The organism is Armatimonadota bacterium (assembly GCA_016125185.1).
GTDB lineage: Bacteria > Armatimonadota > Fimbriimonadia > Fimbriimonadales > Fimbriimonadaceae > Fimbriimonas.
Map to the genome: position 1 here is coordinate 1480954 of WGMG01000006.1, position 24028 is coordinate 1504981.

A 24028-nucleotide genomic window follows, 5' to 3' on the forward strand; every position below is an offset into this window, starting at 1 on the left:
CGTAGTTAGCTTACTTCGCCATGCGCGTAAGCACTTCCTTGAGTTCCTTGGCCTCATCAGCCGGGCTGGCCGCTTCAGAGTCGCCCACCTTTCCGGTAACCGGATCAACATCGACTTCGAGGAGCTTATGATTCTTGGCGACGATGACGCCGTACACCCAATGTCCCTCGTCGAATTCGAAAACGGCCATACCAGCCTTGCCGCCAAATTTGGCTTCCGCCGCCTGCATCGCTTGCACCGGCGTGATAGATGCGGCTGGCTTCACCTTCGGAGCTTGAGCTTCGGCTCGCTGACTGATCGTGACGAGCAGGTTTACGGCTCCGATTGCGGCGAGAAGGCCAACGAATACTTTGGTTTTGGGTCTCATAGTTCTTCCTGGACTCTTGAGTGAGGCCGATCCTATTCAACTCAATTTCTTTGACAAGCAGCCTTAGAAGGCTCACAGCTTTGATTAAGGCGCGCCGTAGCTTAGAGATTTCACAGCATTGCGGGAGTTTGGGTACGCGAAGATAGTAAGGTGAGTTCATCAGAGGGAGACCACTTCATGAGGAAGCACGCCAGGATTCTTTTCATCGGCTTCGGAATCTTCGGCTTTGGGTTGACTCAAGCCCAAAGCGCGACCGAACTCGTTCAATCGGCACTCAAGAACCGTGACAAGATCAGGGCGGCTCGGCTGCAGATTGCGGCCGCCAAGAACACGTCGAATAGCCTTGGCGCATTCCCAATGACTCGTCTGGAAGCTGGGAGCGGCACGCGACCCGACGTCGCCGGAGGCGAGGAACTAACCCTCTTCCAACCTTTCGACCTCTTCGGAAAGGCAAAAGCGGCCCGGCAGGGCGGCGACGCCGACATCAAAGTTGCGGAAGCTGACTTTCGCCAAGCCGAACTCTCGGTGCAAACGGAAGTCCTGACGGCTTACGCAAACCTGGGCAGCGCTCGTCAAAACCTTCAGAACTCAAAAGATCAGTTGGATATCGTTAAGGCAGTCGAAGCGGCGACGAAGAGCAGGGTGGAGGCTCGCGCCCTTCCCGAGATCCAATTGACGAGAGCGCAGTTGGAGGTGGAAAAAGCTAACCAGTCAGTCCTCGACCGCCAAGCCGATTTCGACGCAGCTTTGGTCAAACTCCGTCAGACAACCGGCATCTCCGATCCCCTCGAGACCGACGCCAACATCGAATTTATCTCCTCACCCGAGGTAGCAACCGGACCTGAAAAACGCCGCCCCGAGCTTCTGGCCCTGGGAGCGCAGATGGCTGGATTGCGAGCCGAGGAGAAACAGGCCAAGCTGAGCTTGGCACCGGACGTCGAGTTGCAGGGACGGCGAAGCCCTTGGGCCGATCCCGAAATGTACGGCGTTCGCCTGCAGTTCGTAGTCCCCTTGTGGGACCATGGAGCCTCGCGACAAAGGCAGCAAGCAGCGAAGCGGAAACAAGACGCGGCTGAACTTGAATATGCCGATCTTTTGAAGCAGGTTCAAGCCGAAATTGAGGCGTCCAAGCTGCAGTATGAAGCCGCACAAAAGGCTGTCACAACCTACCAAAAACTGGCGGACGGAGCCCGTGACCTGTTGACCAAAATCCAAAGTGGCTTCGAACTCGGAGCAAGCTCGCTCATCGAGGTTTGGGACGCCAAGCGAGCGTACGCCGATGCCCTCGACGAACTATCCGCCGCTCGCCTGAAGCGGGACCTAGCCGCCACTGACCTCTATGCCGCCGAAGGCCAAATTCTGGGAGAGAAGGCATGAAGAAGATTCTTTTATTCGCCTTGTTTGGTGCCTTACTGGTCGGTTGTGGACCAAAGGGCGGCTCCGAGGAAGGGGAAGGCGCTGCCGTCGATGCGGTGGTGACCGTCGATATGGCAACCGCCACCACCCGATCGGTTCGCGATCTGCTTCCAATCGATGGCTCGTACGTCCTCGCCACCAACGACTTCGCCAAACTTGCCCCGCAAACCTCGGGACGATTACTTGATGTTTATGTGAAGGAGGGCGACGCGATCAAGCAGGGCCAACTCCTGGCAAAGATCGACACTTCGGTTCAGGATGCCGAACGTTCGAGCGCCGTCTCCGGCTCTGCCGCTGCTGACGCGCAAGCCAAGCAGAGTCAGGCATCGTTCCAAGCGGCGAAAGCCGAATACGAGGCCACGGTACGCGCCGCTAAACTGAACCTTGAAACAACGGTTACGGAAGAAAACAGCTCGGTCGATCAAGCCAAAGTCGATCTCGACCGCATCCGCGCTGGAGCTCGACCGCAGGAAATCGCCCAAGCGGAACAAGCCGTGAAGCAAGCCAAAGTCACTCGTGACAAGGCAAAGATCGATGCCGACCGTGACCAGAAGCTTCTGAAGGACGGTCTGGTTTCTGGACAGCAAGCCGACGCCAGCAAAGCCGCGTTTGAAGTCGCCGAGTCAGCCCTGACCCAAGCCAAATCGCAACTCGATTTGCTGAAGGCTGGAGCACGCCCCGAAGAATTGAAAGCCGCTGAACTGCGGTATCAGTCGGCGGTGGACCTGCGAAAGAAGAGGATCGACCTCGCCAAGGCGAACCTGGAGCAAGCCCAAAAGGCCTCCCTAGGGGTAGACGCCAAACGTCAGGAAGCCCTGGCGACGGCGCTCGCCGCACAGGGCAAGCGGTCCGACTCCTCAGCGGCGGCCGGCATGGCGGCTTACGGCGACATCCGAGCGCCATTCGACGGCGTTGTGACGAGGAAGCTCCTTGGCAAGGGTGCCTCGGTCGATTCGACCACACCGGTCCTCGAGGTCGCCCGCAAGAATGCGTTGGTTGAGTTCCTCGGGCAAACCTCCCCCCGAAACAGCACGAAGATTCGCGAGGGTATGTCTGTTCTGATCGAAGGCACGGACGACGAAGCTGGAATCGTTCGGTCGGTCGGCGTCGCCGACCCTCAATCGGGTCAAGTCCCCATCCGAATTGTCTTCAACCATCCGCCCGCCCACGTTTCGGCAGGGCTCTACGCTCGCGTCGATCTCGTCTTACGGCACATTTCGAACGCCATCGTCATTCCCGATGGTGCGATTGTCACGCGCGACGACAAAAAGGTTGCGTTCGTGGTCGAAGGCGACGAAGCGAAGATGCGAGAGATTGACCTCGGCCCGTCGGAAGGCGGCTTCACTGCCGTCGAAAAGGGTATCAAGCCGGGCGAGAAAGTCGTCATTGTTGGGCAGCACGAACTCTCTGATGGAGCCAAAGTACAGGATGCCGCCGCCCAACCCGACGAGAAGGCTGCTCCCGCTGGAGACAAGAAGCCGGCCAAGCAGGGAGACGGCGATTGAAACTCACGGATTGGGCCATACGGAACATCCGTCCAATCGTCTTTCTCACGACCATTCTTTGTCTGGCCGGAGCAGCGATGTATGCGTCGTTCCCGGTCTCCATCCTCCCCGACGTAACATTTCCCCGCGTCGTCGTCGTCGCTGAGGCAGGTAGCCGACCGACCAAAGTTATCGACGTCACCGTCGCCGCTCCGTTGGAGGAGGCCTTCGCCACCATTCCCAACGTAAAACGGGTTCGGTCAAAGACCAAGCCGGGCTCGACCGAGATTTCGGTGGACTTTCTCGACGGCACCGACGTCATCCAAGCCGAACAACTCGTCAACGCGAAGGTCAACGAGGTTCGTCCTCTCCTCCCGTCCGAGACGCTGACCGAAGTCGAGCGCATGAACCCGACCGTATTCCCTGTGCTAGGGCTTACGGTCAAGTCTAAGTCGCTCACGCAAACTGAACTTTGGAGTCTGGCTCGCTACACCCTTCGACCCAGGCTCGCCCGAGTGGATGGCGTCGCCCGCGTCGTGGTCCAGGGTGGACGTCCGCCCGAAATAGCGGTGACGCTTCGGCCTACCGATATGGCGGCCGCCGGGGTCACGAATACCGAGGTCGTATCGGCCATCCAAGCCAGCAACATCGTCCGGGCCGTCGGGCGAATCGACCACGAATTCAAGCAGTATCAGGTTCTGGTGGACAGCGAGCGTCAATCGGCGGCAGATATCGCAAAGATTGTGGTCGGCCAGCGAAACGGTGCACCGATCCAGCTAAGCGACATTGCCACCGTCCAGCCCTCGACCGAAGATCGCACCACGATTGTGTCGGCCAATGGCAAGGAATCGGTGCTCATCAACGTCATTCGCCAGCCCAGCGCCAACAGTGTGGCGATGGTGGATGCCGTTAACCAGGAGCTTCAAAAGCTCCGTTCCAGCCTGCCGAGCGACGTCGAAGTCGGCCTCTACTACGATCAATCGGTCCTTATCAAGGAGGCGGTTTCCAGCGTCCGCGATGCCGTCATCATCGGCGCAATCCTCTCGGTTTTCGTCCTCACCGTCTTCCTGCGAAACGTCCGCGCAACGGTTGTCACCGCTAGCATCATCCCGATCACGCTCCTCGTCACGTTCGTGCTGATGCGACTGTCGGGACTCACTCTCAATCTCATGACGCTCGGTGCCCTGGCAGTTGGAATCGGACTCGTAATCGACGACGCCATCGTCGTTGTCGAGGCCGTGTTCCGCCATCTTGGACCCGACGTTTCCGTCAAGCGCGCCGTGCAGGAGGCGTCCAGCCATATCTCCGCGCCGATGGTCTCCTCTACACTCACGACCGTCGTCGTCTTCCTTCCGCTGGCGTTTCTTCAGGGTGTCGCTGGAGCATTCTTCATGGCGCTTGCCCTTACGCTGACGATCGCCCTCCTTGTTTCGCTCGCCTTGGCGCTCTGCGTGAGCCCAAGTTTGTGCGCGGGATTCCTCCGCTACAGCCACGGCCTCCACGAAGAAGGTCGCTTCTTCACCTGGGTTACCCGGCGATACGAAGCGTCCCTGCGGTGGATGCTGAAGCATCGCTGGATCGTCCTGCCAATCGGGTTGGTCACCATCCTTGGAACCGTCTTCATGGCCGGTCGCCTGCAGTCGGGCTTTATGCCCGAAATCGACGAGGGCGCGTTTGTCCTTGACTACTGGAGTCCGCCCGGCACGTCGCTGGACGAAAGCGACCGCCTTCTTAGCCAGGTCGACAAGATTCTGGCCGAAACGCCGGAAGTGTCTTCTTTCTCGCGTCGAACCGGGGCCGAACTGGGTTTTGCCATCACGGAAACCAACCGCGGCGACTACGCCGTCATGCTCAAGCCTAATAGAGATCGATCCATCGACGACGTGATTTCCGAGGTTCGAGCAAAGGTTCAAGAGCAGGTCCCGTCGCTAGATGTTGATTTCATCCAAGTTCTTCAAGACCTGATCGGCGACCTGGCTGGAAACCCCGACCCTATCGAAATCCGCGTATTCGGTGAGAACAAACAGGACATCGAATCCCTGGCCGACAAGCTGGTGGAAAAGCTTTCGAACGTCAAGGGCTTGGCCGACGTCAAGTCGGGAGCCATCGAGTCCGGTCCGCAGATGCAGTTCGTCCCGAACGATGTCGAGATCGGGCGGCGGGGCATGAACAGCGATGAACTGGCCGACCAGCTTAATGCTTCCCTTCTCGGCACGGTCGCGACTGAGGTCGTCCAAGGCGACCGCCAAATCGCGGTTCGCGTTCGCTTGCCTATCGCTAACCGCTCCACTCTCAAGGCTCTGGAGACTCTTCCCGTCAGCACACCTTCTGGCATCGTCCAACTTGGCGATCTTGGCGAGATTAAGCTGATTCCCGGCACCACCCAATCCACCCACGAAGACCAGCGACGCTTGGTCGCTGTAACCGCGAGGCTCGAAGGTGTTGACCTTGGAACGGCGGTCAAGGAAGTCAAAGGCGTATTGGCCCAGGTAAAGCCGCCCCCCGGTGTCACGCTCGACCTGGCCGGACAATACCTCAGTCAGCAGGACTCGTTCCGTAACCTGACCTTGGTGCTCGCCGCTTCGGTCATCCTCGTCTTCTCGGTCATGCTGTTCCAGTTCCGACGCTTCGAGGCTCCGACCGTCATCCTCCTGCTGATGCCGTTGGCGATGTTTGGCGCGGTTCTGGCCCTATGGATCACCGGTACCGCGCTCAATGTCAGTTCCTTCATGGGCGTCATCATGCTTGCAGGAATCGTCGTCAAGAACGGAATCCTGCTCCTCGACCAAGCTCAAAACGCTTGGGAAAAGGGCGAAAGCGCCGATGTTGCCGTCATCAGCGCGGGTCGGACTCGCTTGCGCCCGATCCTGATGACGACCCTTACTGCCGTACTCGGCCTTTTGCCCCTCGCGTTTGGCATTGGGGCGGGTGCGGAGATGCAGAAACCCCTCGCCGTCGCCGTCGTGGGAGGGCTCCTCTTCTCCACCCTCATCACGCTCCTGCTCGGCCCCACGATTTACGCCGCCGTTTTGCGGCGCAAAAAATCAATTCAAGAGACAGACTAAAAATGCTTACCTTTCTACCCCTCTTTCTTCCGCCTCCCTCGGCACCTACTTTTGAGATCAAGCGACAATTCTCGGTTACCGGCGACGGAGGCTGGGACTATCTGACCGTCGATCCCGACTCAAAGCGGCTTTTCATCACACGTGGGACTCACGTGCAGGTCATGGACACCGAATCTGGCAAGTTGATTACGGACATTCCTGACACGCCAGGAGTCCACGGCGTAGCCCTCGATAAGGCCGCCAACAAGGGGTTCATTAGCAATGGACGAGACGATTCCGTTTCGATCATCGACCTGAAGACCCTCAAAGAAACTTCTCGCGTCAAAGTGGGCCAGGGCCCCGACGCGATCCTCTTTGATTCCTCATCCAACACCGTCTTTTCCTTCAATGGACGAAGCCACAATGCCTCGGCCATCGATGCGAAGTCGGGCAAGGTCCGCGGAGAGGTCGCCCTCGAAGGCAAGCCGGAGGACGGCATTAGCGATGGCAAAGGCGACGTCTACGTGAACCTGGAAGACAAGAGCGAGGTCGTCGAATTCGACGCCAAGTCGTTGAAGGTCCTGAAGCGATGGAGCCTTGCGCCCGGTGAAGAGCCAACCGGCATTGCCTATGACGCCAAGAAGGGCCTCGTCTTCTCTGCCTGCGGCAACGCCATGCTCGCGGTGTCGGACGCAAAGACCGGGAAGGTGCTCCAAACCACGCCGACAGGCGACGGAACCGACTATGCGGGATACGACCCTTCTTCGGGGACGGTGTTCACCTCCAACGGCGAGGGCACGCTTTCGGTCGTTCAGGCGAGTAGCGGCAAGTACTCCACGGTCCAAAACCTGAAGACCAAAACGAGCGCCCGAACGATGGCCGTCGATGCCAAACATCACTTGATCTACCTCATTGCCGCCGACTTTGAAGCGCCACAACCGGGCCGACGCCGCGGTGCCATGAAACCGAACTCGGCGATAATTCTGGTTGTGGGGGTTAAGTAGCCGCCCCGCCTATTGGGAGGGAGACCGAAACTCTTCGTCGAAGGCTTTCTTGGGTAGGTCCATTTCTGGGTCCTTCACGCCTTGCAAAGCCTTCCAAATCTGGTCGGCAGTAGCCTTCGGACCAGCGATGGCCTTCCCTTTCTTGATCGCGGTATCCACGAGGCTCCAATGCTCCAACTCACGGATGCCGCGCTTGCGCTTACCCATCGGATTCGAGTTCAGCCAGTCGATGGCGATCTGGGCATCGACCTTCTGCACGGCTTCGGCCTTGGCGGCCTCATAGTCGTCCATCTCCTCCCAAACATCGTTGATCGCCTGATCAAAGAGTCGGTCGAGTTCCTCATCGTTAGCCGCGTTGTTCCCGCTTAGGACGCCAACGATGGAGTTGGTGCCCTTCGCCCCACCCAAATGGGGAATCTGCACCCATGCCAGGCTGATAAGGGCCAAAAAGACGGCGACCAGAGTCAGAAGCTTGGTGTAACGAAGACTCCGGCGGCGGCGAACCCCTGTTCCCCAGGTGTAAATCTCGATGGGATTTTCGATGCCCTTAAGCTGAACTTTGCCCTGCTTAACCGGGTCGGGTAGGCCCTGGGCCTCGATGAGATCGACGACAATCTTGCTGGCGCAGACCGAGCCGGGCGTTGAGATCGCCTCCAGGCGCGAGCAAACGTTCACTGCGTCACCGTACGCGTCTCCTTCGGCACGGGTCACTTCGCCCGCGTGAATCGCCATCCGATGCTTCAGCGTCGAGTTCTCAAGATCGACCTGCGAGTCGATGCAGGCCCGAACCGCCTTCGGCGCGCTGGCAAAGAGGGCGAGGATTCCGTCGCCCGCGACCTTGACGACTTCCCCTCCATTTCGGGTGATGTGGTCGCGAATAATCTCGATGTCCGAACGGAGGAGTGACAGCACCTGCGGCTCGTTGGTCCGCATGAGTTCGGTAAAACCCGCAACATCCGTCATGACAACGGTTTTTAGGGATTGTTGGACTGTCACTAACGCAATAGCATAACGAACAATCCCGATCCTTCGTTCGCCCCACGCCGACAAATCTGGACGCGGCGGTAACATTTCTTTACTTTGGAGAAAATTGTTTCGCAGGTCGACATCAACGACGATGAGCATCGGAAGAACCGGGCCGCCATGGAGGCGACTCTGGCCGAGTACCGAGAGCGGATGGCAGTGGCCATGGCGGGCGGCGGTCCCGACAAAATCGAAAAGCACAAAAAGCGAGGCAAACTCCTGGCCCGAGAGCGCATCGACGGCATCCTCGATTCGGGAACTTCCTTCCTGGAATTCTCGACGATGGCGGCAAACGGAATGTACAACGACGACGCCCCGTGCGCGGGCGTGGTAACCGGCATCGGGCGGGTTCATGGCCGAGAATGCGTGATCGTCGCCAACGACGCCACCGTCAAGGGCGGCACCTACTTCCCCATAACGGTAAAGAAGCATCTGCGGGCCCAAGAGGTCGCCATGGAGAACGGTCTACCGTGCATCTACTTGGTGGACTCAGGTGGCGCATTTCTGCCTCTCCAGGCCGAGGTCTTTCCCGACAAGGAGCACTTCGGACGCATCTTCTTCAACCAAGCCCAAATGAGTGCCAAAGCCATTCCGCAGATCGCGGCCGTCATGGGCTCTTGCACGGCTGGTGGCGCCTACGTTCCGTCAATGTGCGATGAGTCGATCATCGTCAAGGAGCAAGGCACAATCTTCCTGGGCGGACCGCCCTTGGTGAAAGCCGCGACGGGCGAAGAGGTCGCGGAAGAAGAACTGGGCGGCGGCGATGTCCATACGCGCCTTTCTGGCGTGGCCGATCACCTCGCCGACGACGACCAGCACGCCCTCGACATCATCCGCAACATTGTCGAAAGCCTTGGTCAGCCCAAGCGACGCGAATCGGGCCAGATCGAGCCGGAAGACACCGCCTACAACGTCGAAGACCTCTACTCACTGGTGCCCAGCGAGACCAAACAGCCGATGAACATGCGCGAGATATTGGCGCGCATCCTCGACGGCAGTCGCATCCACGAATTCAAAGCCCGCTACGGCACAACCCTCATCTGCGGATTCGCTCGCGTGCACGGCCACCTCATCGGCCTGCTCGCCAACGATGGAATCCTTTTTTCAGAGTCAGCCCTCAAAGGCGCGCATTTCATCGAACTCTGCTGCCAACGCCAGATTCCCATCGTCTTCTTCCAAAACATCACCGGCTTCATGGTCGGCAAAAAGTACGAGAACGAGGGCATCGCCAAGAACGGCGCGAAGCTCGTCACCGCCGTCAGCACCGCCAATGTGCCGAAGTTCACCGTCGTGGTCGGCGGAAGCTATGGCGCGGGCAACTACGGCATGTGCGGACGCGCCTACGGCCCACGTCAGCTTTGGATGTGGCCTAACGCCCGAATCAGCGTCATGGGCGGAGAGCAAGCCGCCAACGTGCTCCTGACCGTGAACCGAGACCTGCCCAACATGACGGTTGAACAGCAGGAAGCGTTCAAGGCCCCAACCTTGGCGAAATATGCCGAGGAATCTTCGTGCTATTACTCCACGGCAAGACTGTGGGATGACGGCGTCATCGACCCTGTTGACACCCGCCGCGTCCTCGCTCTGGGCATCGAAGCATCCCTCAATTCACCGATCGAGCCTGCAGGATTTAGTTTGTATAGAATGTAAGTCCTTGGGCCGGACTATTCTTGACAGCCCCGAACTTGTTAAGATACATTTTCCGCTGTGAAAAAGCTTGATCCAGACAAACTGGACGAAGAAATCCAGGCGGTTGAAAAGAAGGTCTCATCTGTGTTTAAAGAATTTAGGGATTTCATCAACAAGGGCAACATGCTCGACCTCGCCATCGGTGTGGTCGTCGGTGCCGCTTTTACAACGCTTACCGGCGCGTTCATGTCCAGCGTTGTCAATCCGTTGGTCGGCATGATTTCCGGTGGCGCCGACTTCAGCAACAAGTTCATCGTGCTGAAGGACGGCCCCAAAGCTCCGGCACCATACGAGACAATGAAGGCCGCGACCGATGCGGGTGCGAACGTCCTTGCCTACGGGTCGTTCATCAGCGCCATCGTCAACTTCCTTGTCGTCATGCTCGTGATGTTCTTCGTGGTCAAAGCCTACAACCGCATGAAGGAATTCGGCAAGAAGGAGGAAGCTCCCGCCGAAGCGCCAGCCAAGCCGGAAGATGTCGCTCTGCTCGAAGAAATCCGCGATCTTCTGAGGAATAAGGCTTCGTAAAATGCTCGGGTCGAACGGGGATTTTTGTGCTAAGTTGGACGTAAAGAGCTAAGGCTATGGAAGAAACGAAAATCCCCCAGACCGAAGAAGAGTGGCAAGGCATCCTCACGCCCGAGCAGTTCCATATCCTGCGCCAAAAAGGCACCGAACGGGCCTTCACCGGCGAGTACTGGAACCATAAGGGCGACGGCATCTACCGTTGCGCTGGATGCGGAGCCGAACTGTTTTCTTCGGACGCAAAATTCGACTCCGGCTGTGGATGGCCGTCGTTCTACGAGGGCTTGGACAAAGACAAAATCGAGGAACACGAGGACCTAACCCACGGCATGCGGCGCGTCGAAGTGACGTGCAAGCAATGCGGCGGGCATCTGGGCCACGTTTTCCCCGACGGATTCGGCACACCGACCGGCCTGCGGTACTGCATCAACAGTGCCAGCATCAAGTTCGACGGCAACGAAAAGTAGTCCCGAACCGTACTTACCTTGGCATGGTTCGTACAGAGGGACTCCGCAAAGTCTTTTCAGACAGCAAGCGCGGAGACGTGGTCGCAGTCGAGAACGCGACATTTGAGGCTCAGGAAGGTCAAATCCTGGGCCTTCTTGGCAAAAATGGGGCGGGCAAATCGACGCTCCTGCGAATGCTTTCCACCGTTCTGACTCCGACCTCTGGCCGCGCGTGGGTCAACGGCATCGACACCCAAGTCGATCCCAGTAAGGTGCGCCAGAACCTCGGCTTTATGTCGGCGTCCACCGCTCTTTACGGTCGCATGAGCCCTCGCGACCTGCTTCGGTACTTTGGCGAACTGTACGGGCTGAAGGGCGACGGACTGACTCGCCGAATGGACGAATTGATTCAGAAACTGGAGATGGGAAGCTACGCCGACGGTCTCTGCGACAAGCTTTCGACTGGGCAAAAGCAACGCGTAAACATTGCCCGCACCCTACTCCACGACCCCCAGGTGCTGTTCTTCGACGAACCGACCTCCGGCCTCGATGTGGTGATGAGTCAGGACGTCATGTCATTCGTCGAGGACGAGAAGAAGCGCGGCAAAACGATCATCTATTGCACGCACATCATGAGCGAAGTCGAGAGGCTGTGTGACCGCGTCGTCTGCATCCACGACGGCAAATTGATGGGCCAAGGCACGGTCGAAGAGGTGAAAGCCGAAACCGGCCAGAAGACCCTGGAGCAAGCGTTCCTCTCCATTGTCGGATATCAGCGGGAGGTGCCGGCATGAACTGGGCGTTGATCGTTTTCAAGAAAGAATGGCGCGAAATGCTTCGCGACCGGCGTGTGCGAAAGGCCATGATTTTCGGTCCGATTATCAGCGTCGTCGCGATGATGTCGCTCTTCGGGCTCATCTTTTCCAGCGTTGATAAGGCCACAAAGACGACTGTTTACGTGGTTGAACACAAGCCTGATCAGGCAGTCAAGGCATTTGAAGATGCCCTCACTGCAGCGGGAATGAAGATTGAGCCAGTCGCTTCAGTAGCCGCCGCGAAGGCTGGAATTGAGAAGGGTGACATCCGATTGGCTCTCGATTTCGGAGACGGCATGGAAGCCACCCTAAGCAAGCCCGAGCCGTATGTTTTCAACGCCTACTTTGACCCGCAAGAGCAGAAGGCGCAAATAGCCCTTAGCGCAGTCGACCAGGTGGCCGCCAAGGCTGGAGAGATCAGTCTGAAATTCATTCTGAAGTCAAAAGGCATCGACGAGGCGTTCGTCAAACCGCTTAGCGTAAAGCGGAACGAAGTGAAGGTCGGAGAGTCGAGTTCGAGCGAGTTCATCGTCCAACTCCTTCCCTACTTTGTGGTCATTTGGGCATTCTTCGGCGCGCTCAGTTCCGCCAGCGACCTTGTCAGCGGCGAGAAGGAGCGTCAAACCCTGGAGACCTTGCTGATCTCACCTGCGCCGCGCAACCAGATCGCCATCGGCAAGTTGCTGGCGCTTATCGCGGCGAGCCTGACCGCCACGACGGTGGCCCTCGGCTCGATCTTTGTGATGGCGACGATGAAGATGAAGTTCCTCGAAAAACTGTTCGAGAACGGCTTGGGCCTAACCCCGGCTGGCTTCGTCGTGGTCGTGATCACCGTCCTACCCACCTGCGCATTCTTCGGCTCGCTCCTCTTGGCGATCTCCTCATTCGCCAAAAATAGCCGCGAAGCCCAGACCTACCTCTCCCAGGCATCGGCCTTCGTGACCCTTCCCGCGGCGTTCAGCCAGTTCATCGGCCTGACCGACTTCGCTCAGTCGAAGTTGGTTTACGCGATCCCGATCCTGAATACCGCGAACGTGGTCCGCAATGCCCTGATGGGCAAGTACGACGCCGCGGGCATCGCGATCACCATTGTATCCGGCGTGATTCTAGCCTCGATCGCGGTTTGGTATAGCGTGAGACTGTTCAATCGCGAATCGATATTGAGTAGGATCTGAGGGGCAAAGTCGCCATTCAAACCACCAGCTTTTGGCTACGAAGCACGTAGGGCTGTAGGCCCGTCCTAGCTTAGCCCAGTCCGTAGAGCCGTGAGCGGCTCGGAGGGCTGGGGCAAAAGCCAAAAGTAAAGAGTCCAAGGAGTCCCGAGAGTCGGGGCGACCCGGCGATTATCGCCGTAGGCTTGTCCATGTCATCAGAATGTCCATAATTCAAACATTTTCTGGCAGAAAGGGTTATCCAATCGTAATCCACAGTGGGCCACGCCTTATACTGATTTCTCCGTGATCCAAGAATCCTCCGCCCGACTGCCGCTGTACAGCATCGAAGCCGAAATGAGCGTGCTCGGCTCGATGATGCTGGCCCAGCGAGCCGCGGAGGAAATCGTCACCATCCTCAACGAAGACGACTTCTTTCGCCCCGCCCACCAGATCATCTTTCGCGCCCTCAGGCAACTGATCACGAACCACAAAGAGATCGACATTGTCACCCTGCGCACCGAGCTGACCGAGCGCGCCGCCATGGCCGATGTCGGCGGCGTCGACTACCTGCTCCAGGTCGCCAACTACGTTCCCAGTGCCGCCAACGCCAAATATTACGCGCAAATCGTGCTCGACAAGGCCACGATGCGACGCCTGGAACTCGCTGGTCGAAACATCATCGACATCGTCCATAACCCCGAGCTAGAAGGGGCGGATGAGAAGATCGACGAGGCCGAAAAAGAGGTCTTCGAAGTGGGCCGAAAGCAGTTAGGCAAGTACTTCGAGCATGTCTCCGGCCTGGCCAAAGAGTTCTTTGTCGACGTCGATCGCATCGTCGAAACCGGCAAGCCAATGTTCGGCCTCCCAACCGGGTTCATCGACCTCGATAGGATCACGTCCGGTCTGTATCCCGGCGATTTCGTCATCATCGGCGCACGACCTGCGATGGGTAAAACATCGCTGGTCCTCGACTTAGCTCTAAACATCGCCCTTGGCCGAGGACGCGAGGGCAAGCGTGGCTCGGTCGCCTTCTTCTCGCTCGAAATGAGTTCGATTCAGCTTGTTCGACGTATGGTCAGCATGATCAGCGGCGTCTCGATGGGCGTCCTAAAATCGGAAAAAGGACTCAGCGAGAAGCAGTACCTGGCCCTAGCTGATGCCTGCGAAAGCCTCTATTCCCTGCCGATCTACATTGACGATGGCAGTGACATTTCGCCGATGGAAATGCGCGGAAAATGCCGCCGTCTCAAGGCCGAGCACGGCCTTGACCTCGTCGTCATCGACTACCTCCAGTTGATGCGCGGGGCTAAGCGAACCGAAAACCGCGTACAAGAAATCTCCGAGATCGCCCGCGCGTGCAAGTCGATGGCAAAAGAACTTGAGATACCGGTCATCGCCCTCAGCCAGCTCTCGCGCGCGGTCGAAAACCGCGAAGACAAGCGCCCGCAGCTCTCCGACATCCGTGAGTCCGGCTCCATCGAGGCCGAAGCCGATATGGTCATGTTGCTCTACCGCGACAGCTATTACAAGGCGAAAGAGGAGCACCGCCCAGAGATCGAGACCTTCGACGAAGTGCAAGAGGCTGAGGTCATCATCGCCAAGCATCGAAACGGACCGGTGGGTAAAGTCATCCTTGGCTTCCAGCCCGCGTTTGCGCGATACCGCAACCTCGATCGAGGCTCCGCTTACGCGTCAGACCACGACTAAGGCGAGTCCAATCTGGTTATGCTTCTGATGTGAGAGCACGAAAGAAGAATCTTGCCAGGCATCTACGTTCGAACATGAGCAAACCTGAGGTTCTGCTTTGGCTCCAAATTAGGAACGACCAACTCGGATTTCGCATCAAACGGCAGTATTCGTTTGGGCCCTACATTCTTGACTTCTACTGTGCTAAGGCTCATGCCGCTATCGAGGTCGACGGCTCCGTACACTCACTCCGCGAAAAATCGGACGAAGCGAGAGATACCTGGCTTATCGCGAACGGTGTAACGGTTATTCGAGTCTCAGCGAGGTCTGTGCTTCAAAGTCCCTTAGCCGTTGCGCTTGAGATAAAAGAACAGCTCGAAGCGTTAAGTGCGAAAGGTGAAGGCGGCTCAGACGAGTAGCACCCTAACAGAATTTTGCGACCTCCGCCGACAAATCGGGTCCTACCCAACAAGATGCCTCTCTTGAGAGAGAGGCCGGTAAGCGCCACTCTAACCGTGATTCCTCAGCAAACTGCTCCGGCGCGAACCGGGAGAGTAGATCTTCCGAATGGCAAGGTGGCAAGGCCACTAACTTGATCCATAGCAACGAGCCGACATCTACTCTCCCGGTTCGTAAACTCACCGACCTCTCTCGCAAGAGAGGTACCGGTACGCCTTGACTAATTTAGTTATGGGAACAAATCAGGCCAACGCCGGGATCGTCGCTCGAACGTCTTCGGCCTGCATCAGCGGCACTCGTGGAGCGATGCGAAGGCTTAGCTCCTCAAAGGTCCGCCAAACCGGCTTAGCCTCGCCAACCGCCGGAATGACCGCCTTCAACTCCTGCACCTTGCCTTCCATGTTCGTGTACGAACCGTCGGCCTCAGCCTGCAAAGTCATCGGCACCGCCGCACTGGCGTAGTAGAAAGTCTCCGTTCGCAAAGCGTCCTGAACCACTAGGTAGTCCACATTCTCCAGGGCTCGCTCGACCAAATTTCGGTCCAAGCCAACCGAGAAAAGATCAACGCCGACCAGCCACAGCGCGGACAATCGTCCGTTGGCCGCCGCTGCCAGCATCTCCTGTGTTGCAAGGCCATCGCCTTGTGGAACTGCACCCATCAACTGAAGGCCTCGCTCGTTCGCGCCGCGAGCGTAGCAGTTGAACGAGCCGCCGGTCGCGCTCGCCAGCGCATCCAAGCTCTGGACCGCCTCAGCGCCCGTCTTGTCGTTGTAAATGCCGGTCGAAGTCACCACCGGCGCGCCCTTTACCAACTCGACGGCTTCCTGCAGGTCGGCCAGCCAGACGCCACTCTTCTCGGCAACCGCCGCCAACTTCTCGCCGGTTCGCAAAGCCTCGGCCAGTAAGCCCGCCGTACCCGGCTTGTATCGAAGCACGAGGTGGGCAAACGAGTCCACTTCGGTCTCGCGGTCGGCGGCCACGATGACCTTCGCGCCTTTCTGGAACCAAGCCTTGCGCACCCGCAAGTAAAGCATCGGGAGGTCGTCAGCCAGCGATGTGCCGAACACCACGATGGTTCCTGCACCTTCAAATGAGGCAATCGAGCTTGAAACCTTTGGCGTCGAATAGGATTCCGGCAGGAACCGCTCAAATCGGTGGTCGATGTTGTTCGACCCGACGTGCTCGCGGAAAAACTTCACCGCATTCCACGCGCCCTCGTTCGAGACGCCATGTCCAAGAATCAGACCGGCTTCGCTACCTTTGCCCACAAACTGAGCCAAAATCTCAGGGCTTGCCTCGCGCCAGTTCGACTTCGCGAGTTCATCGCCCGAGCGAACGAACACGGAATCGAGGCGCTTGTCGCCATTGTAGTGTGCGTGGCCAAATTTGCCTCGGTCGCAAGTCCACTCTTCGTTGATCGCCTCGTTCGTGCGGCCATTGATCCGGGCAAACTTGCCCCCGCGATGGTCGAACCAAACCGCGCATCCGGCCGAACATTGGGTACAAATCGCCTCGCTGGATTCAAGGTCCCACGGGCGGGCTCGGAACCGGTACTTGCGGCTGGTCAATGCACCCACAGGGCAAATCTCGATCACGTTGCCGCTAAATTTCGACGTGAACTTGGTCTCGTTGAACGTGATCGGCTGGGTATCGGCGCCGCGGAAGCGGAACGCAAGCTGAGCATCGCCAGAAATCTCTTCCGTAAATCGCACGCAACGCGCGCACTGAATGCACCGTTCGAGGTCGAGCGTTACATACTCGCTGAGCGGGAACGCCTTCGGCGCGTGGCGCTTCATTTCGATAAAGCGGCTAGTGCTGGGGCCGTAGAAAAGTGTGTTGTTCTGCAGGGGGCATTCGCCGCCTCGGTCGCAGATCGGGCAGTCCAGCGGGTGGTTGACGAGCAGAAACTCCAGCACGCCCTTGCGGTCGTTCTTCACCGCATCGGATTCGGTGTCCACCACCAGACCTTCGCTTACCGGCATGGTGCAGGCCGCCGCCGGTTTGGGGAACATGCGGATTGTGCCGTCCGGCTGTTTCGCGCCCGTCATCACCAGGCACATGCGGCACATACCCACCGGCTTCAGGCGCGGATGGTAGCAGAAAATCGGAATGTCGACGCCGATCCGCTTGACCGCCTCGACTACCAATTCGCCCTTGGGGACCGCCAATTCGATTCCGTTTACGATGATGTTGACGGTCTGGATCTCGGTTGCGGCAGCCATGGGTTTGCTTGGTTCGAGTCTACCCAGATATTTGCGAATCTGATTCGATCAGACATTCAAGGTTTTTGAAGCACGCGAATCAGAGACCGAACCTTGTCAAGGTCCATGCCGTGCGCCAAAAGCACTTCGATTCCCACCGCATCACCAGCCGATACGATGCCGGCAAGGATGTGCTCTGGACCGACTGTTTCAGAACCGATCCGTTTGACTTCATCGTACGTACGTGCGATAGCCCGCTCACTGGATGGGGCAAGCCTCATGTCGTCAGGGCTGGTACCCGCCACCTCTTTACTTCCCCGGTCTTCGATTTGGTCAAATACATTTGAGGCCTCCGATTCGCATCCTAACTCGATAACTCGGCAAGCCTTGTTCGAGCGTCCCGTTAAAACACCGAGGAGAAGGTCGTCAACCTCAACCAACGAACTTCCCCTCTTGCGCGCGGTTTCTTGGGCATGCCAAATGGCACGCTTGGCCTCTTCCTCAAACGTGTCCCAATTGGTTTTCCTTTTGCGGCGCAGCATCAATACTTAGACCGTCGCCAATCGATACAGAATGGCCGCGTAGATTCGCGATGCTTTCTTCAACGACTCGATCGCCATGCGCTCGTCCGTCTGGTGTGCGTCGCCGTCACCCAGCCAGCCGGTGCCGATCGAGATTGTGTTCGGCACGGCTCGCGCGTAGGTTCCGCCGCCCATCGTGCCCGGCTCGGTCATGTCGCCCGTCTCCTCGCGGTAAGCGTCGACGATCGCCTTCACCAACGGATGGTCCAGCGGGAAGTACAGAGACGGCGAGTCGCGCTCGACCACGAACGACCAAGCCGAACCCAACTTGTCCATCTTGGTTTGGCACAAAGCTTTGAGTTCCACGCCTTTCCACGTGGCGGGATAGCGGACGTTGGCAAGCAGGTGAATCGCGCCCTCCGAGAACGACACAACGCCAATATTGCACGTTAGGTCGCCGGTCGCGTCGTCTCTACCATGAATGCCAAGCCCAACCCCGCTCGGGTGGAACGCCACCAACAAATCGTCGAAAAACTCTCGCTCAGAAAGAGGTGCGATGGCGAGCAAAAGACGAGCGATTCGCTCTGCCGCATTGTCGCCGTAAAACGGCGTACTGCCGTGGGCCGCCTTACCAACCGCCTCAATGTTCAGGATGTCGCCCGACCACGACCACGTCACGTTCTTGTCCCAATTGTCTTCCAGCTTCGCCTCGACGCCCGGCATCGCCGCCGCCCCAACGCGAACCTTCGCCGTCGCATGGTCGATCACGATATTTGGCCGCTGACCGCCCTGAAAGTCCAGCACCTCGAAGTGGTCCATCGGCACCTTCACCGAGACCAGCAGATCGCCGATTCCCTTCTCGCCGTGGTAGCACGGCCAACCCGAGTCCGGCGCGACGCCGTAGGTCGGAGCTTCCTCGGTCTGCACATATCGCTCCACGCATCCAAACCCGCTTTCTTCGTCACAGCCAAAGGCGGCCCGGAAACGACAGTTCAGGTCAGGGAAACACTCTTTGATCGCCCGAAGGGCAAAAAACGACGCGATGGTCGGCCCCTTGTCGTCGACCGCACCACGCGAATAGATGTATCCATCCACGACCTCGGCCCCAAACGGGTCGTGCTTCCAACCCGGGCCCACCGGCACCACGTCGAGGTGGCCTAGCGTCATCACCAACCGCTCACCCTGGCCAAAGTCGGCGTAGCCCAAGTGCCCTTCCAGATCGGTGGTCTTCATGCCCAGGCTCTGCGCGTAATTCAGCATGAAATCGAGCGCTTCTCGGTTCCCCTTTCCGTACGGGGCGTTGGGCTCGGCGGGACCCTCCACGGTATCGATACGGAGCACGGAGCGCGTCGTTTCGATCAGTTCGTCTTCGTGGGCAGAAAGCCAGTCGTGGAGCTTCGAAATGTCGGACATGGAGTCCGCATTTTACTTGGAAAAATGAGGCGGCGCGAGACGCAGGCAGATGGATTTTCTCGCCCCGACGCCGCTCACTTATCCAGATTCCACCGAACCCGCGCGATTTACCTAGTAACACTGACAGCCTTAACGGGTTTTCTCCCTTTCGGATTGGGTATCAACTAAGGCCATCATGTCCTCCGATCTCGCAATCGACCTCCATAAGAAGTATTTCGGCACCGCCCCCAAGGTGATGACCTTCGCACCCGGTCGAATCAACCTGATCGGCGAGCACACCGACTACAACGGCGGCTTTGTAATGCCCGCCGCAGTCAACTACGGCATCTGGGTTACCGGACGAGTGGTCGATGGTGAGACGCGCATGATCTCTAGCGTGGCGGGTACAGCCAAAACCTTTTGTGCCAATACGACCGAGCCAGGAGACGCCTCGGGATGGGCGAAGTATCCAGCCGGCATGGCCTGGGTTCTGCGCGAGAAGTTCGGACCAATGCCGAACGTCGAATGCGCCGTCTACAGCACCCTGCCAACCGGAAGCGGTGTGAGCAGTAGCGCAGCCATCGAAATGGCTTACGGCATGCTCTGGAAGGCGCTGGTTGGGTTCGAGGTGACACCTACCGAATTGGCTCTGCTAGGTCAGAAGTGCGAGAACCAGTACGTCGGCGTGAACTGCGGAATCATGGACCAGATGGCTTCGGCCTGCGGCAAAGCCAACAGTGCGGTCTTCATCGACACGCGCTCGCTTCAGTACGAATATGCTTCGGTTTCCGACCAATACGCCGTCATGCTTTTGGATACCAAGAAGCCACGCGCACTGACGACCTCAGCCTATAACGAGCGTCGTTCTCAATGCGAAGAGGCTGCCAAGGCCATGGGGGTCGAACTGCTTCGGGACGCGAACCTTTCTATGCTGGCATCCTCGAAAGGAAAGCTTGAAGACGTCGTCTATCGCCGCGCCAAACACGTCATCACTGAGAACAATCGATGCGAAGAGTTCCGGTCGGTACTCGGCAACGACGACCGCGAAGGCATCTTCGCTCTGATGAAGGGCTCACACGACTCCCTTCGCGACGACTACGAAGTTTCGTGCGATGAACTTGACGCGATGGCCGAAAGCGCCTGGGTCTCACCTGGTGTAGTGGGAGCGCGCATGACCGGCGCCGGGTTCGGTGGCGCCTGCGTCGCGCTGGTCGAAAAAGATTCGGTTTCCGAATTTACTTCCACCTGTCTTCAGGGCTACGAAGCGAAGACGGGCCAGAAGGGCGAAATCCTGGAGTGCTCCATCGACGACGGCGCTCGTATCCTGATGTCCTGAGGCGAAACAGCCACGCTACTCCCCGGGAGGAGTCGCTAAGCGTAGTGAAGCGGTGGGGAGGACAAAGCCATCCCTACCTCTCAAACGCAAAGACCGGCTCAGGCGTGTGGTCGATCGTCCCCCGCAGAATGTCCTCGGCAATCGCAAACGAGAAGATCGCCAACTGGGGGTCTTGCTCCTTCTTGCCATTCTCACGCAGGGTGTGGACGACCTCGTCCGTCATCTCCGGCACCCACTCGCACACGTGAAACAACCCATGGATCGCCGAGCGGCGACCGATGATGCTCGGTGATGTCAGGCACTCCAGAAGCGCATTCCCGCCTCGCCGATGCGGCAAGTGCCCGCCCAGCACCACGCCCGCTTTGTACACCGTCCGCGCGTAGTCATCCTCGGCATCCATCAGCAGGCTCTTCATCGCCTCCACAGCGTCGATCTCATCCTTCTCTGAGGCAATAAAGCTCGGCAGGTCCTCAAAAAGGTCCAACACGCACCACTGTGCGCTCCGACGCCACGGGTGCGTACGATCTCGCAGGATGTGACACAGCGACGGGAAATACGCGTTGCGGAACTTGCTAACCTCGATGGTCTCGTGCGCCGAGTTCGCCACGTCTCGATCCTCGCAGTAGAACAACTTCAGAATATCGACTGGCGGCAGATCGCGAATTTCGCCCTTGTACCGCGACGGGTGCCCAATCGACCGGGAAATGGATAACTGGCGTTGGAGAATCGGCTCCGAGGAGTCGCGCAGTTTAATCAGCATTTCCTCTTCAGTGTCGGCCTTCGCCTCGTTCCAGAGCTCCGAGCATCGCCCAAAAACCCCGAAATTCGTCTTGGCAATCTCGACATGGAACATCTCGCCGTGGGCCACAAAGCTCGCCGTGCCCGTCCAATCGCTGTTCAGAACGTGGTACTCGTAGCTAACTGGGTGCGGCGGCCAATGAAACTTGATGCGGTGGGGTGGGCGAATCGCCTCGGTCGTGCCGTAGCTCGCCGCCGCCAACGTGATGAACTCGCGAAGGCCGCGCAGGACCTCCGCGCCGTTAACCGGTTGCTCAATGTGCTGGTGCGGCATGATTCTTCCCTATAACCATACCGCTACTCCAGTTCAATCGTTGCGGGAGGCTTGCTGGTTAGATCGTAAAACACGCGGTTCACGCCGTCGACTTCGTTCACAATCCGGCTGGCTACGAGTTCCAAAACGTCAAACGGAATGGCCACCGCCCGTGCCGTCATCGCGTCCTCGCTTTCCACCGCCCGAAGCACGATTGGCTGTTCGTAGGTTCGCTCGTCGCCCATTACGCCCACGCTCTTGACGTCCAGCAACGCGGCGTAAGATTGCCAAATTCCCTTATTGAGGCCTCGCGACCGTAGTTCAGATCGGAATATCCAGTCGGCATCCTGAACCATTTTCACTCGCTCGGGCGTGACCTCACCGAGAATTCGAACCCCAAGCCCCGGTCCCGGGAACGGCTCGCGGTCGACCATGTCGTCCGGCAGTCCCAGAGCCCGCCCAACGGCGCGCACTTCATCCTTGAACAGCCAGCGCAACGGCTCGATCAGCTTCATTCGCATCCAGTCCGGCAGTCCGCCGACGTTGTGGTGGGTCTTGATCTTCGCCGCCGTCGGCGAACCCGACTCGATCACGTCGGGATAGAGCGTGCCCTGGGCTAGCCAGTCGCAACCCGAAAGCTCATTGGCGTGGTCCTCGAAGACCCGCACGAACTGCTCGCCGATGGTCTTGCGCTTGGCCTCCGGCTCTTTGATCCCTTTCAACGCCCCGAAGAATCGGTCATGCTCGTTGAAGGCGATGAGGTTGGCATGGAAATGGCCCCGGAACGTCTCGATGACCTGCTCTGCCTCGCCCTTTCGCAGGAGGCCGTGGTCCACAAACACGCACACCGCGCGGTCGCCTAGCGCCTTGATGAGCAGCGCAGCCATGACCGAGGAATCCACACCACCCGATACGGCGCACAGCACCTTCTCATCGGCCGCCACCGTCTCCTGAATCTTCCTGACCTCTTCCTCAATGAAGTTCTCTGTGCTCCAATCGCCGGTCAGCCCCGCCACTTCCAAGAACCGCTTCAGAATTCGCTTGCCGTCCGGCGTATGCGTCACCTCGGGGTGGAACTGCACCGCATAGAATCCCCGCGAGGGGTTTTCCATCGCCGCCACTGGACAGCTTGGCGTCGTCGCCGTCACCGTAAAACCGGCCGGAACCGCCGTCACTTGGTCGCCGTGCGACATCCAAACCTGAGGGTTGTCTAGCAAGCCCGCCATGCCCTTCTGGTCGGACAGTGTCCGCAAACCATACTCCTTATGCCCGGCGTTCTCGACCGTGCCGCCCAGTCGATACGCCATCAACTGCTGGCCGTAGCAGATGCCGAGGGTGGGGATGCCTTCCAGACAAGAAAAATCGAGGGTCGGCGAGTTGGCTTCAAGAACCGACTTTGGTCCGCCGCTGAGGATGACAGCCGTGGGCTTTTCCGCCGAGATTCTCTCGAAGGCGGTAGTCCAGGGCACCATTTCCGAGTAGACGTTCTGCTCCCGGATTCGACGAACGATCAGTTGGGTGTACTGTCCGCCGAAATCAACGACGAGGACTTTCTGGTGGGTCATGGACCCTACTAAGTTTGACAGATACGGCGGCCGAATTGCTTGCCGAATCAGAGGCCGACGCCTGAGAACTGGCGCAATCCCTTCGCCCATAAAATCTTCGAAATGCCGAAGGTTAGAGCAATGTAGAAGCACTGCACACCGAGCCCCACCAGCGCCGTGTCCCCGCCCACTCGCCCGATTCCGATGTCCACCGGGAGGTTGGTGGTGTAGTAAAACGGCAGAACCTTGGCCAACTGCTGAGCCCAATCGGGAAGCATCGCTACCGGCACCACCTGGCCGGAAAGAAACAGCATTGGGAAGTAGTAAAGCTCAAATAACGCCATCGCCTCCTCAACGAACAGCGCGATGAAACCAAGCATCATCACCGTCGTAAAACTAAGCAGATGGCCCAGCAGGAGGGCGGAAAAGAACTGCCAATTCCAGTTGAATGTCGCGTCGTGCAAGATGCCGCGGTAGAACCACATGAACAGGAGCAGGAACGGCACGCACAGGCTCATGCGCACAATCCGCCAGGAGAAATTGCGGAAGAAGTAGACCTGGTAGGTCGAGATCGGACGCACCAACTGAGCCGAAAACTGCCCGTCTTTGATCTCAATGGCGAGCTCCCACATGAAGTGGCAGACCACAAATCCGCTCACCATCAGCATCGCCAGGTAGTACCGTACGATATCGCCTTTGTTGAACCCGGCGACTCGCCCGCCCCCCATCGCGCTCATCCACACCAGCGGCATAGTGAACATAGTGAAGGCGTCGGTGAGAATCCAAATAATGCCGTTGACGCGGTAGGCGATGCCGTCCTTCAAGTAGACGGAAAACAGCGCCAACCATTTGCGAAACGTCGCGAGCATCC

The 24028-nt window shown here is 58.4% G+C and carries 20 protein-coding genes; 12 read left to right on the forward strand and 8 right to left on the reverse strand.

Annotated features, from left to right (window positions below):
- Window positions 1-10 precede the first annotated feature (10 nt).
- On the reverse strand, window positions 11-367 hold the full coding sequence (locus GC165_14980; protein MBI1334172.1) for a hypothetical protein: 357 nt from the start codon (window positions 365-367) through the stop codon (window positions 11-13).
- Between the two features lie 177 nt (window positions 368-544).
- Between GC165_14980 and GC165_14985 the strand changes: the two genes are divergently transcribed.
- The 4 genes from GC165_14985 to GC165_15000 are packed head-to-tail and all read left to right on the forward strand — an operon-like array spanning window position 545 to window position 7315.
- The gene (locus tag GC165_14985; protein MBI1334173.1) at window positions 545-1744 is read left to right on the forward strand and encodes a hypothetical protein; all 1200 of its coding nucleotides are present in this window, start codon (window positions 545-547) and stop codon (window positions 1742-1744) included.
- Window positions 1741-3288 (forward strand): efflux RND transporter periplasmic adaptor subunit, encoded by a 1548-nt coding sequence (locus tag GC165_14990; GenBank protein ID MBI1334174.1) that lies wholly within the window; start codon window positions 1741-1743, stop codon window positions 3286-3288. The genes GC165_14985 and GC165_14990 overlap by 4 nt, the downstream gene beginning before the upstream one ends.
- Complete coding sequence (locus GC165_14995) at window positions 3285-6332, forward strand: AcrB/AcrD/AcrF family protein (GenBank protein ID MBI1334175.1); 3048 nt, start codon at window positions 3285-3287, stop codon at window positions 6330-6332. Before GC165_14990 ends, GC165_14995 begins: the two co-directional genes overlap by 4 nt.
- 2 nt (window positions 6333-6334) lie before the next feature.
- Window positions 6335-7315 (forward strand): PQQ-binding-like beta-propeller repeat protein, encoded by a 981-nt coding sequence (locus GC165_15000; GenBank protein MBI1334176.1) that lies wholly within the window; start codon window positions 6335-6337, stop codon window positions 7313-7315.
- A 9-nt stretch (window positions 7316-7324) separates the two neighbouring features.
- Here the strand turns inward: GC165_15000 and GC165_15005 are convergent, their stop codons facing one another.
- Entirely contained in the window at window positions 7325-8440 is a 1116-nt protein-coding gene (locus GC165_15005) for a hypothetical protein (GenBank protein ID MBI1334177.1), read from the reverse strand.
- 18 nt (window positions 8441-8458) lie between these two features.
- Between GC165_15005 and GC165_15010 the strand changes: the two genes are divergently transcribed.
- From GC165_15010 to GC165_15040, 7 genes are all read left to right on the forward strand, one after another.
- Window positions 8459-9988: a methylcrotonoyl-CoA carboxylase gene (locus tag GC165_15010; GenBank protein ID MBI1334178.1), complete on the forward strand. Its 1530-nt coding sequence runs from the start codon at window positions 8459-8461 to the stop codon at window positions 9986-9988.
- 123 nt (window positions 9989-10111) lie between these two features.
- Window positions 10112-10555, forward strand: a complete 444-nt coding sequence (gene mscL, locus GC165_15015) for a large conductance mechanosensitive channel protein MscL (GenBank protein ID MBI1334179.1) — start codon at window positions 10112-10114, stop codon at window positions 10553-10555.
- 56 nt (window positions 10556-10611) lie between these two features.
- A complete protein-coding gene (gene msrB, locus GC165_15020) occupies window positions 10612-11019 on the forward strand; it encodes a peptide-methionine (R)-S-oxide reductase MsrB (GenBank protein ID MBI1334180.1) in 408 nt (135 codons plus the stop codon).
- A 23-nt stretch (window positions 11020-11042) separates the two neighbouring features.
- Complete coding sequence (locus GC165_15025; GenBank protein MBI1334181.1) at window positions 11043-11792, forward strand: ATP-binding cassette domain-containing protein; 750 nt, start codon at window positions 11043-11045, stop codon at window positions 11790-11792.
- Complete coding sequence (locus GC165_15030; GenBank protein ID MBI1334182.1) at window positions 11789-12988, forward strand: ABC transporter permease subunit; 1200 nt, start codon at window positions 11789-11791, stop codon at window positions 12986-12988. Before GC165_15025 ends, GC165_15030 begins: the two co-directional genes overlap by 4 nt.
- A gap of 333 nt (window positions 12989-13321) precedes the next feature.
- A complete protein-coding gene (gene dnaB, locus GC165_15035) occupies window positions 13322-14674 on the forward strand; it encodes a replicative DNA helicase (GenBank protein ID MBI1334183.1) in 1353 nt (450 codons plus the stop codon).
- Between the two features lie 74 nt (window positions 14675-14748).
- Window positions 14749-15072 (forward strand): DUF559 domain-containing protein, encoded by a 324-nt coding sequence (locus tag GC165_15040; GenBank protein MBI1334184.1) that lies wholly within the window; start codon window positions 14749-14751, stop codon window positions 15070-15072.
- A gap of 282 nt (window positions 15073-15354) precedes the next feature.
- Here the strand turns inward: GC165_15040 and nuoG are convergent, their stop codons facing one another.
- From nuoG to GC165_15055, 3 genes are read right to left on the reverse strand one after another with little or no spacing between them, the layout of a single operon-like run.
- Window positions 15355-17334, reverse strand: coding sequence for an NADH-quinone oxidoreductase subunit NuoG (gene nuoG, locus GC165_15045; GenBank protein ID MBI1334185.1), 1980 nt, complete (start codon window positions 17332-17334; stop codon window positions 15355-15357).
- Window positions 17335-17390: 56 nt separating this feature from the next.
- Complete coding sequence (locus GC165_15050; protein MBI1334186.1) at window positions 17391-17855, reverse strand: hypothetical protein; 465 nt, start codon at window positions 17853-17855, stop codon at window positions 17391-17393.
- Window positions 17856-17861: 6 nt separating this feature from the next.
- On the reverse strand, window positions 17862-19247 hold the full coding sequence (locus GC165_15055; protein ID MBI1334187.1) for a Sapep family Mn(2+)-dependent dipeptidase: 1386 nt from the start codon (window positions 19245-19247) through the stop codon (window positions 17862-17864).
- A gap of 175 nt (window positions 19248-19422) precedes the next feature.
- On the opposite strand from GC165_15055, the gene galK reads away from it, so the two are divergent.
- Window positions 19423-20562: a galactokinase gene (gene galK, locus GC165_15060; GenBank protein ID MBI1334188.1), complete on the forward strand. Its 1140-nt coding sequence runs from the start codon at window positions 19423-19425 to the stop codon at window positions 20560-20562.
- A 73-nt stretch (window positions 20563-20635) separates the two neighbouring features.
- On the opposite strand, the gene GC165_15065 is transcribed toward galK, so the two are convergent.
- From GC165_15065 to GC165_15075, 3 genes are read right to left on the reverse strand one after another with little or no spacing between them, the layout of a single operon-like run.
- Entirely contained in the window at window positions 20636-21634 is a 999-nt protein-coding gene (locus GC165_15065; protein MBI1334189.1) for a hypothetical protein, read from the reverse strand.
- A 23-nt stretch (window positions 21635-21657) separates the two neighbouring features.
- A complete protein-coding gene (gene guaA / locus GC165_15070; GenBank protein ID MBI1334190.1) occupies window positions 21658-23178 on the reverse strand; it encodes a glutamine-hydrolyzing GMP synthase in 1521 nt (506 codons plus the stop codon).
- Window positions 23179-23225: 47 nt separating this feature from the next.
- Window positions 23226-24026: a hypothetical protein gene (locus tag GC165_15075; GenBank protein MBI1334191.1), complete on the reverse strand. Its 801-nt coding sequence runs from the start codon at window positions 24024-24026 to the stop codon at window positions 23226-23228.
- Window positions 24027-24028 lie beyond the last annotated feature (2 nt).

Excerpts from the sequence above, each read along its gene's own strand:
- GC165_14990 (MBI1334174.1), top strand. The coding sequence starts at position 1,741 with ATGAAGAAGATTCTTTTATTCGCCTTGTTTGGTGCCTTACTGGTCGGT.
- GC165_15050 (MBI1334186.1), bottom strand. The coding sequence starts at position 17,855 with ATGCTGCGCCGCAAAAGGAAAACCAATTGGGACACGTTTGAGGAAGAG.
- GC165_15000 (MBI1334176.1), top strand. The coding sequence starts at position 6,335 with ATGCTTACCTTTCTACCCCTCTTTCTTCCGCCTCCCTCGGCACCTACT.
- GC165_15025 (MBI1334181.1), top strand. The coding sequence starts at position 11,043 with ATGGTTCGTACAGAGGGACTCCGCAAAGTCTTTTCAGACAGCAAGCGC.
- GC165_15040 (MBI1334184.1), top strand. The coding sequence starts at position 14,749 with ATGAGCAAACCTGAGGTTCTGCTTTGGCTCCAAATTAGGAACGACCAA.
- msrB (MBI1334180.1), top strand. The coding sequence starts at position 10,612 with ATGGAAGAAACGAAAATCCCCCAGACCGAAGAAGAGTGGCAAGGCATC.
- guaA (MBI1334190.1), bottom strand. The coding sequence starts at position 23,178 with ATGACCCACCAGAAAGTCCTCGTCGTTGATTTCGGCGGACAGTACACC.
- dnaB (MBI1334183.1), top strand. The coding sequence starts at position 13,322 with ATGAGCGTGCTCGGCTCGATGATGCTGGCCCAGCGAGCCGCGGAGGAA.
- GC165_15075 (MBI1334191.1), bottom strand. The coding sequence starts at position 24,026 with ATGCTCGCGACGTTTCGCAAATGGTTGGCGCTGTTTTCCGTCTACTTG.
- galK (MBI1334188.1), top strand. The coding sequence starts at position 19,423 with ATGTCCTCCGATCTCGCAATCGACCTCCATAAGAAGTATTTCGGCACC.
- GC165_15065 (MBI1334189.1), bottom strand. The coding sequence starts at position 21,634 with ATGCCGCACCAGCACATTGAGCAACCGGTTAACGGCGCGGAGGTCCTG.
- GC165_15005 (MBI1334177.1), bottom strand. The coding sequence starts at position 8,440 with ATGCTCATCGTCGTTGATGTCGACCTGCGAAACAATTTTCTCCAAAGT.
- GC165_15030 (MBI1334182.1), top strand. The coding sequence starts at position 11,789 with ATGAACTGGGCGTTGATCGTTTTCAAGAAAGAATGGCGCGAAATGCTT.
- GC165_15010 (MBI1334178.1), top strand. The coding sequence starts at position 8,459 with ATGGAGGCGACTCTGGCCGAGTACCGAGAGCGGATGGCAGTGGCCATG.
- GC165_15055 (MBI1334187.1), bottom strand. The coding sequence starts at position 19,247 with ATGTCCGACATTTCGAAGCTCCACGACTGGCTTTCTGCCCACGAAGAC.
- nuoG (MBI1334185.1), bottom strand. The coding sequence starts at position 17,334 with ATGGCTGCCGCAACCGAGATCCAGACCGTCAACATCATCGTAAACGGA.
- GC165_14980 (MBI1334172.1), bottom strand. The coding sequence starts at position 367 with ATGAGACCCAAAACCAAAGTATTCGTTGGCCTTCTCGCCGCAATCGGA.
- GC165_14985 (MBI1334173.1), top strand. The coding sequence starts at position 545 with ATGAGGAAGCACGCCAGGATTCTTTTCATCGGCTTCGGAATCTTCGGC.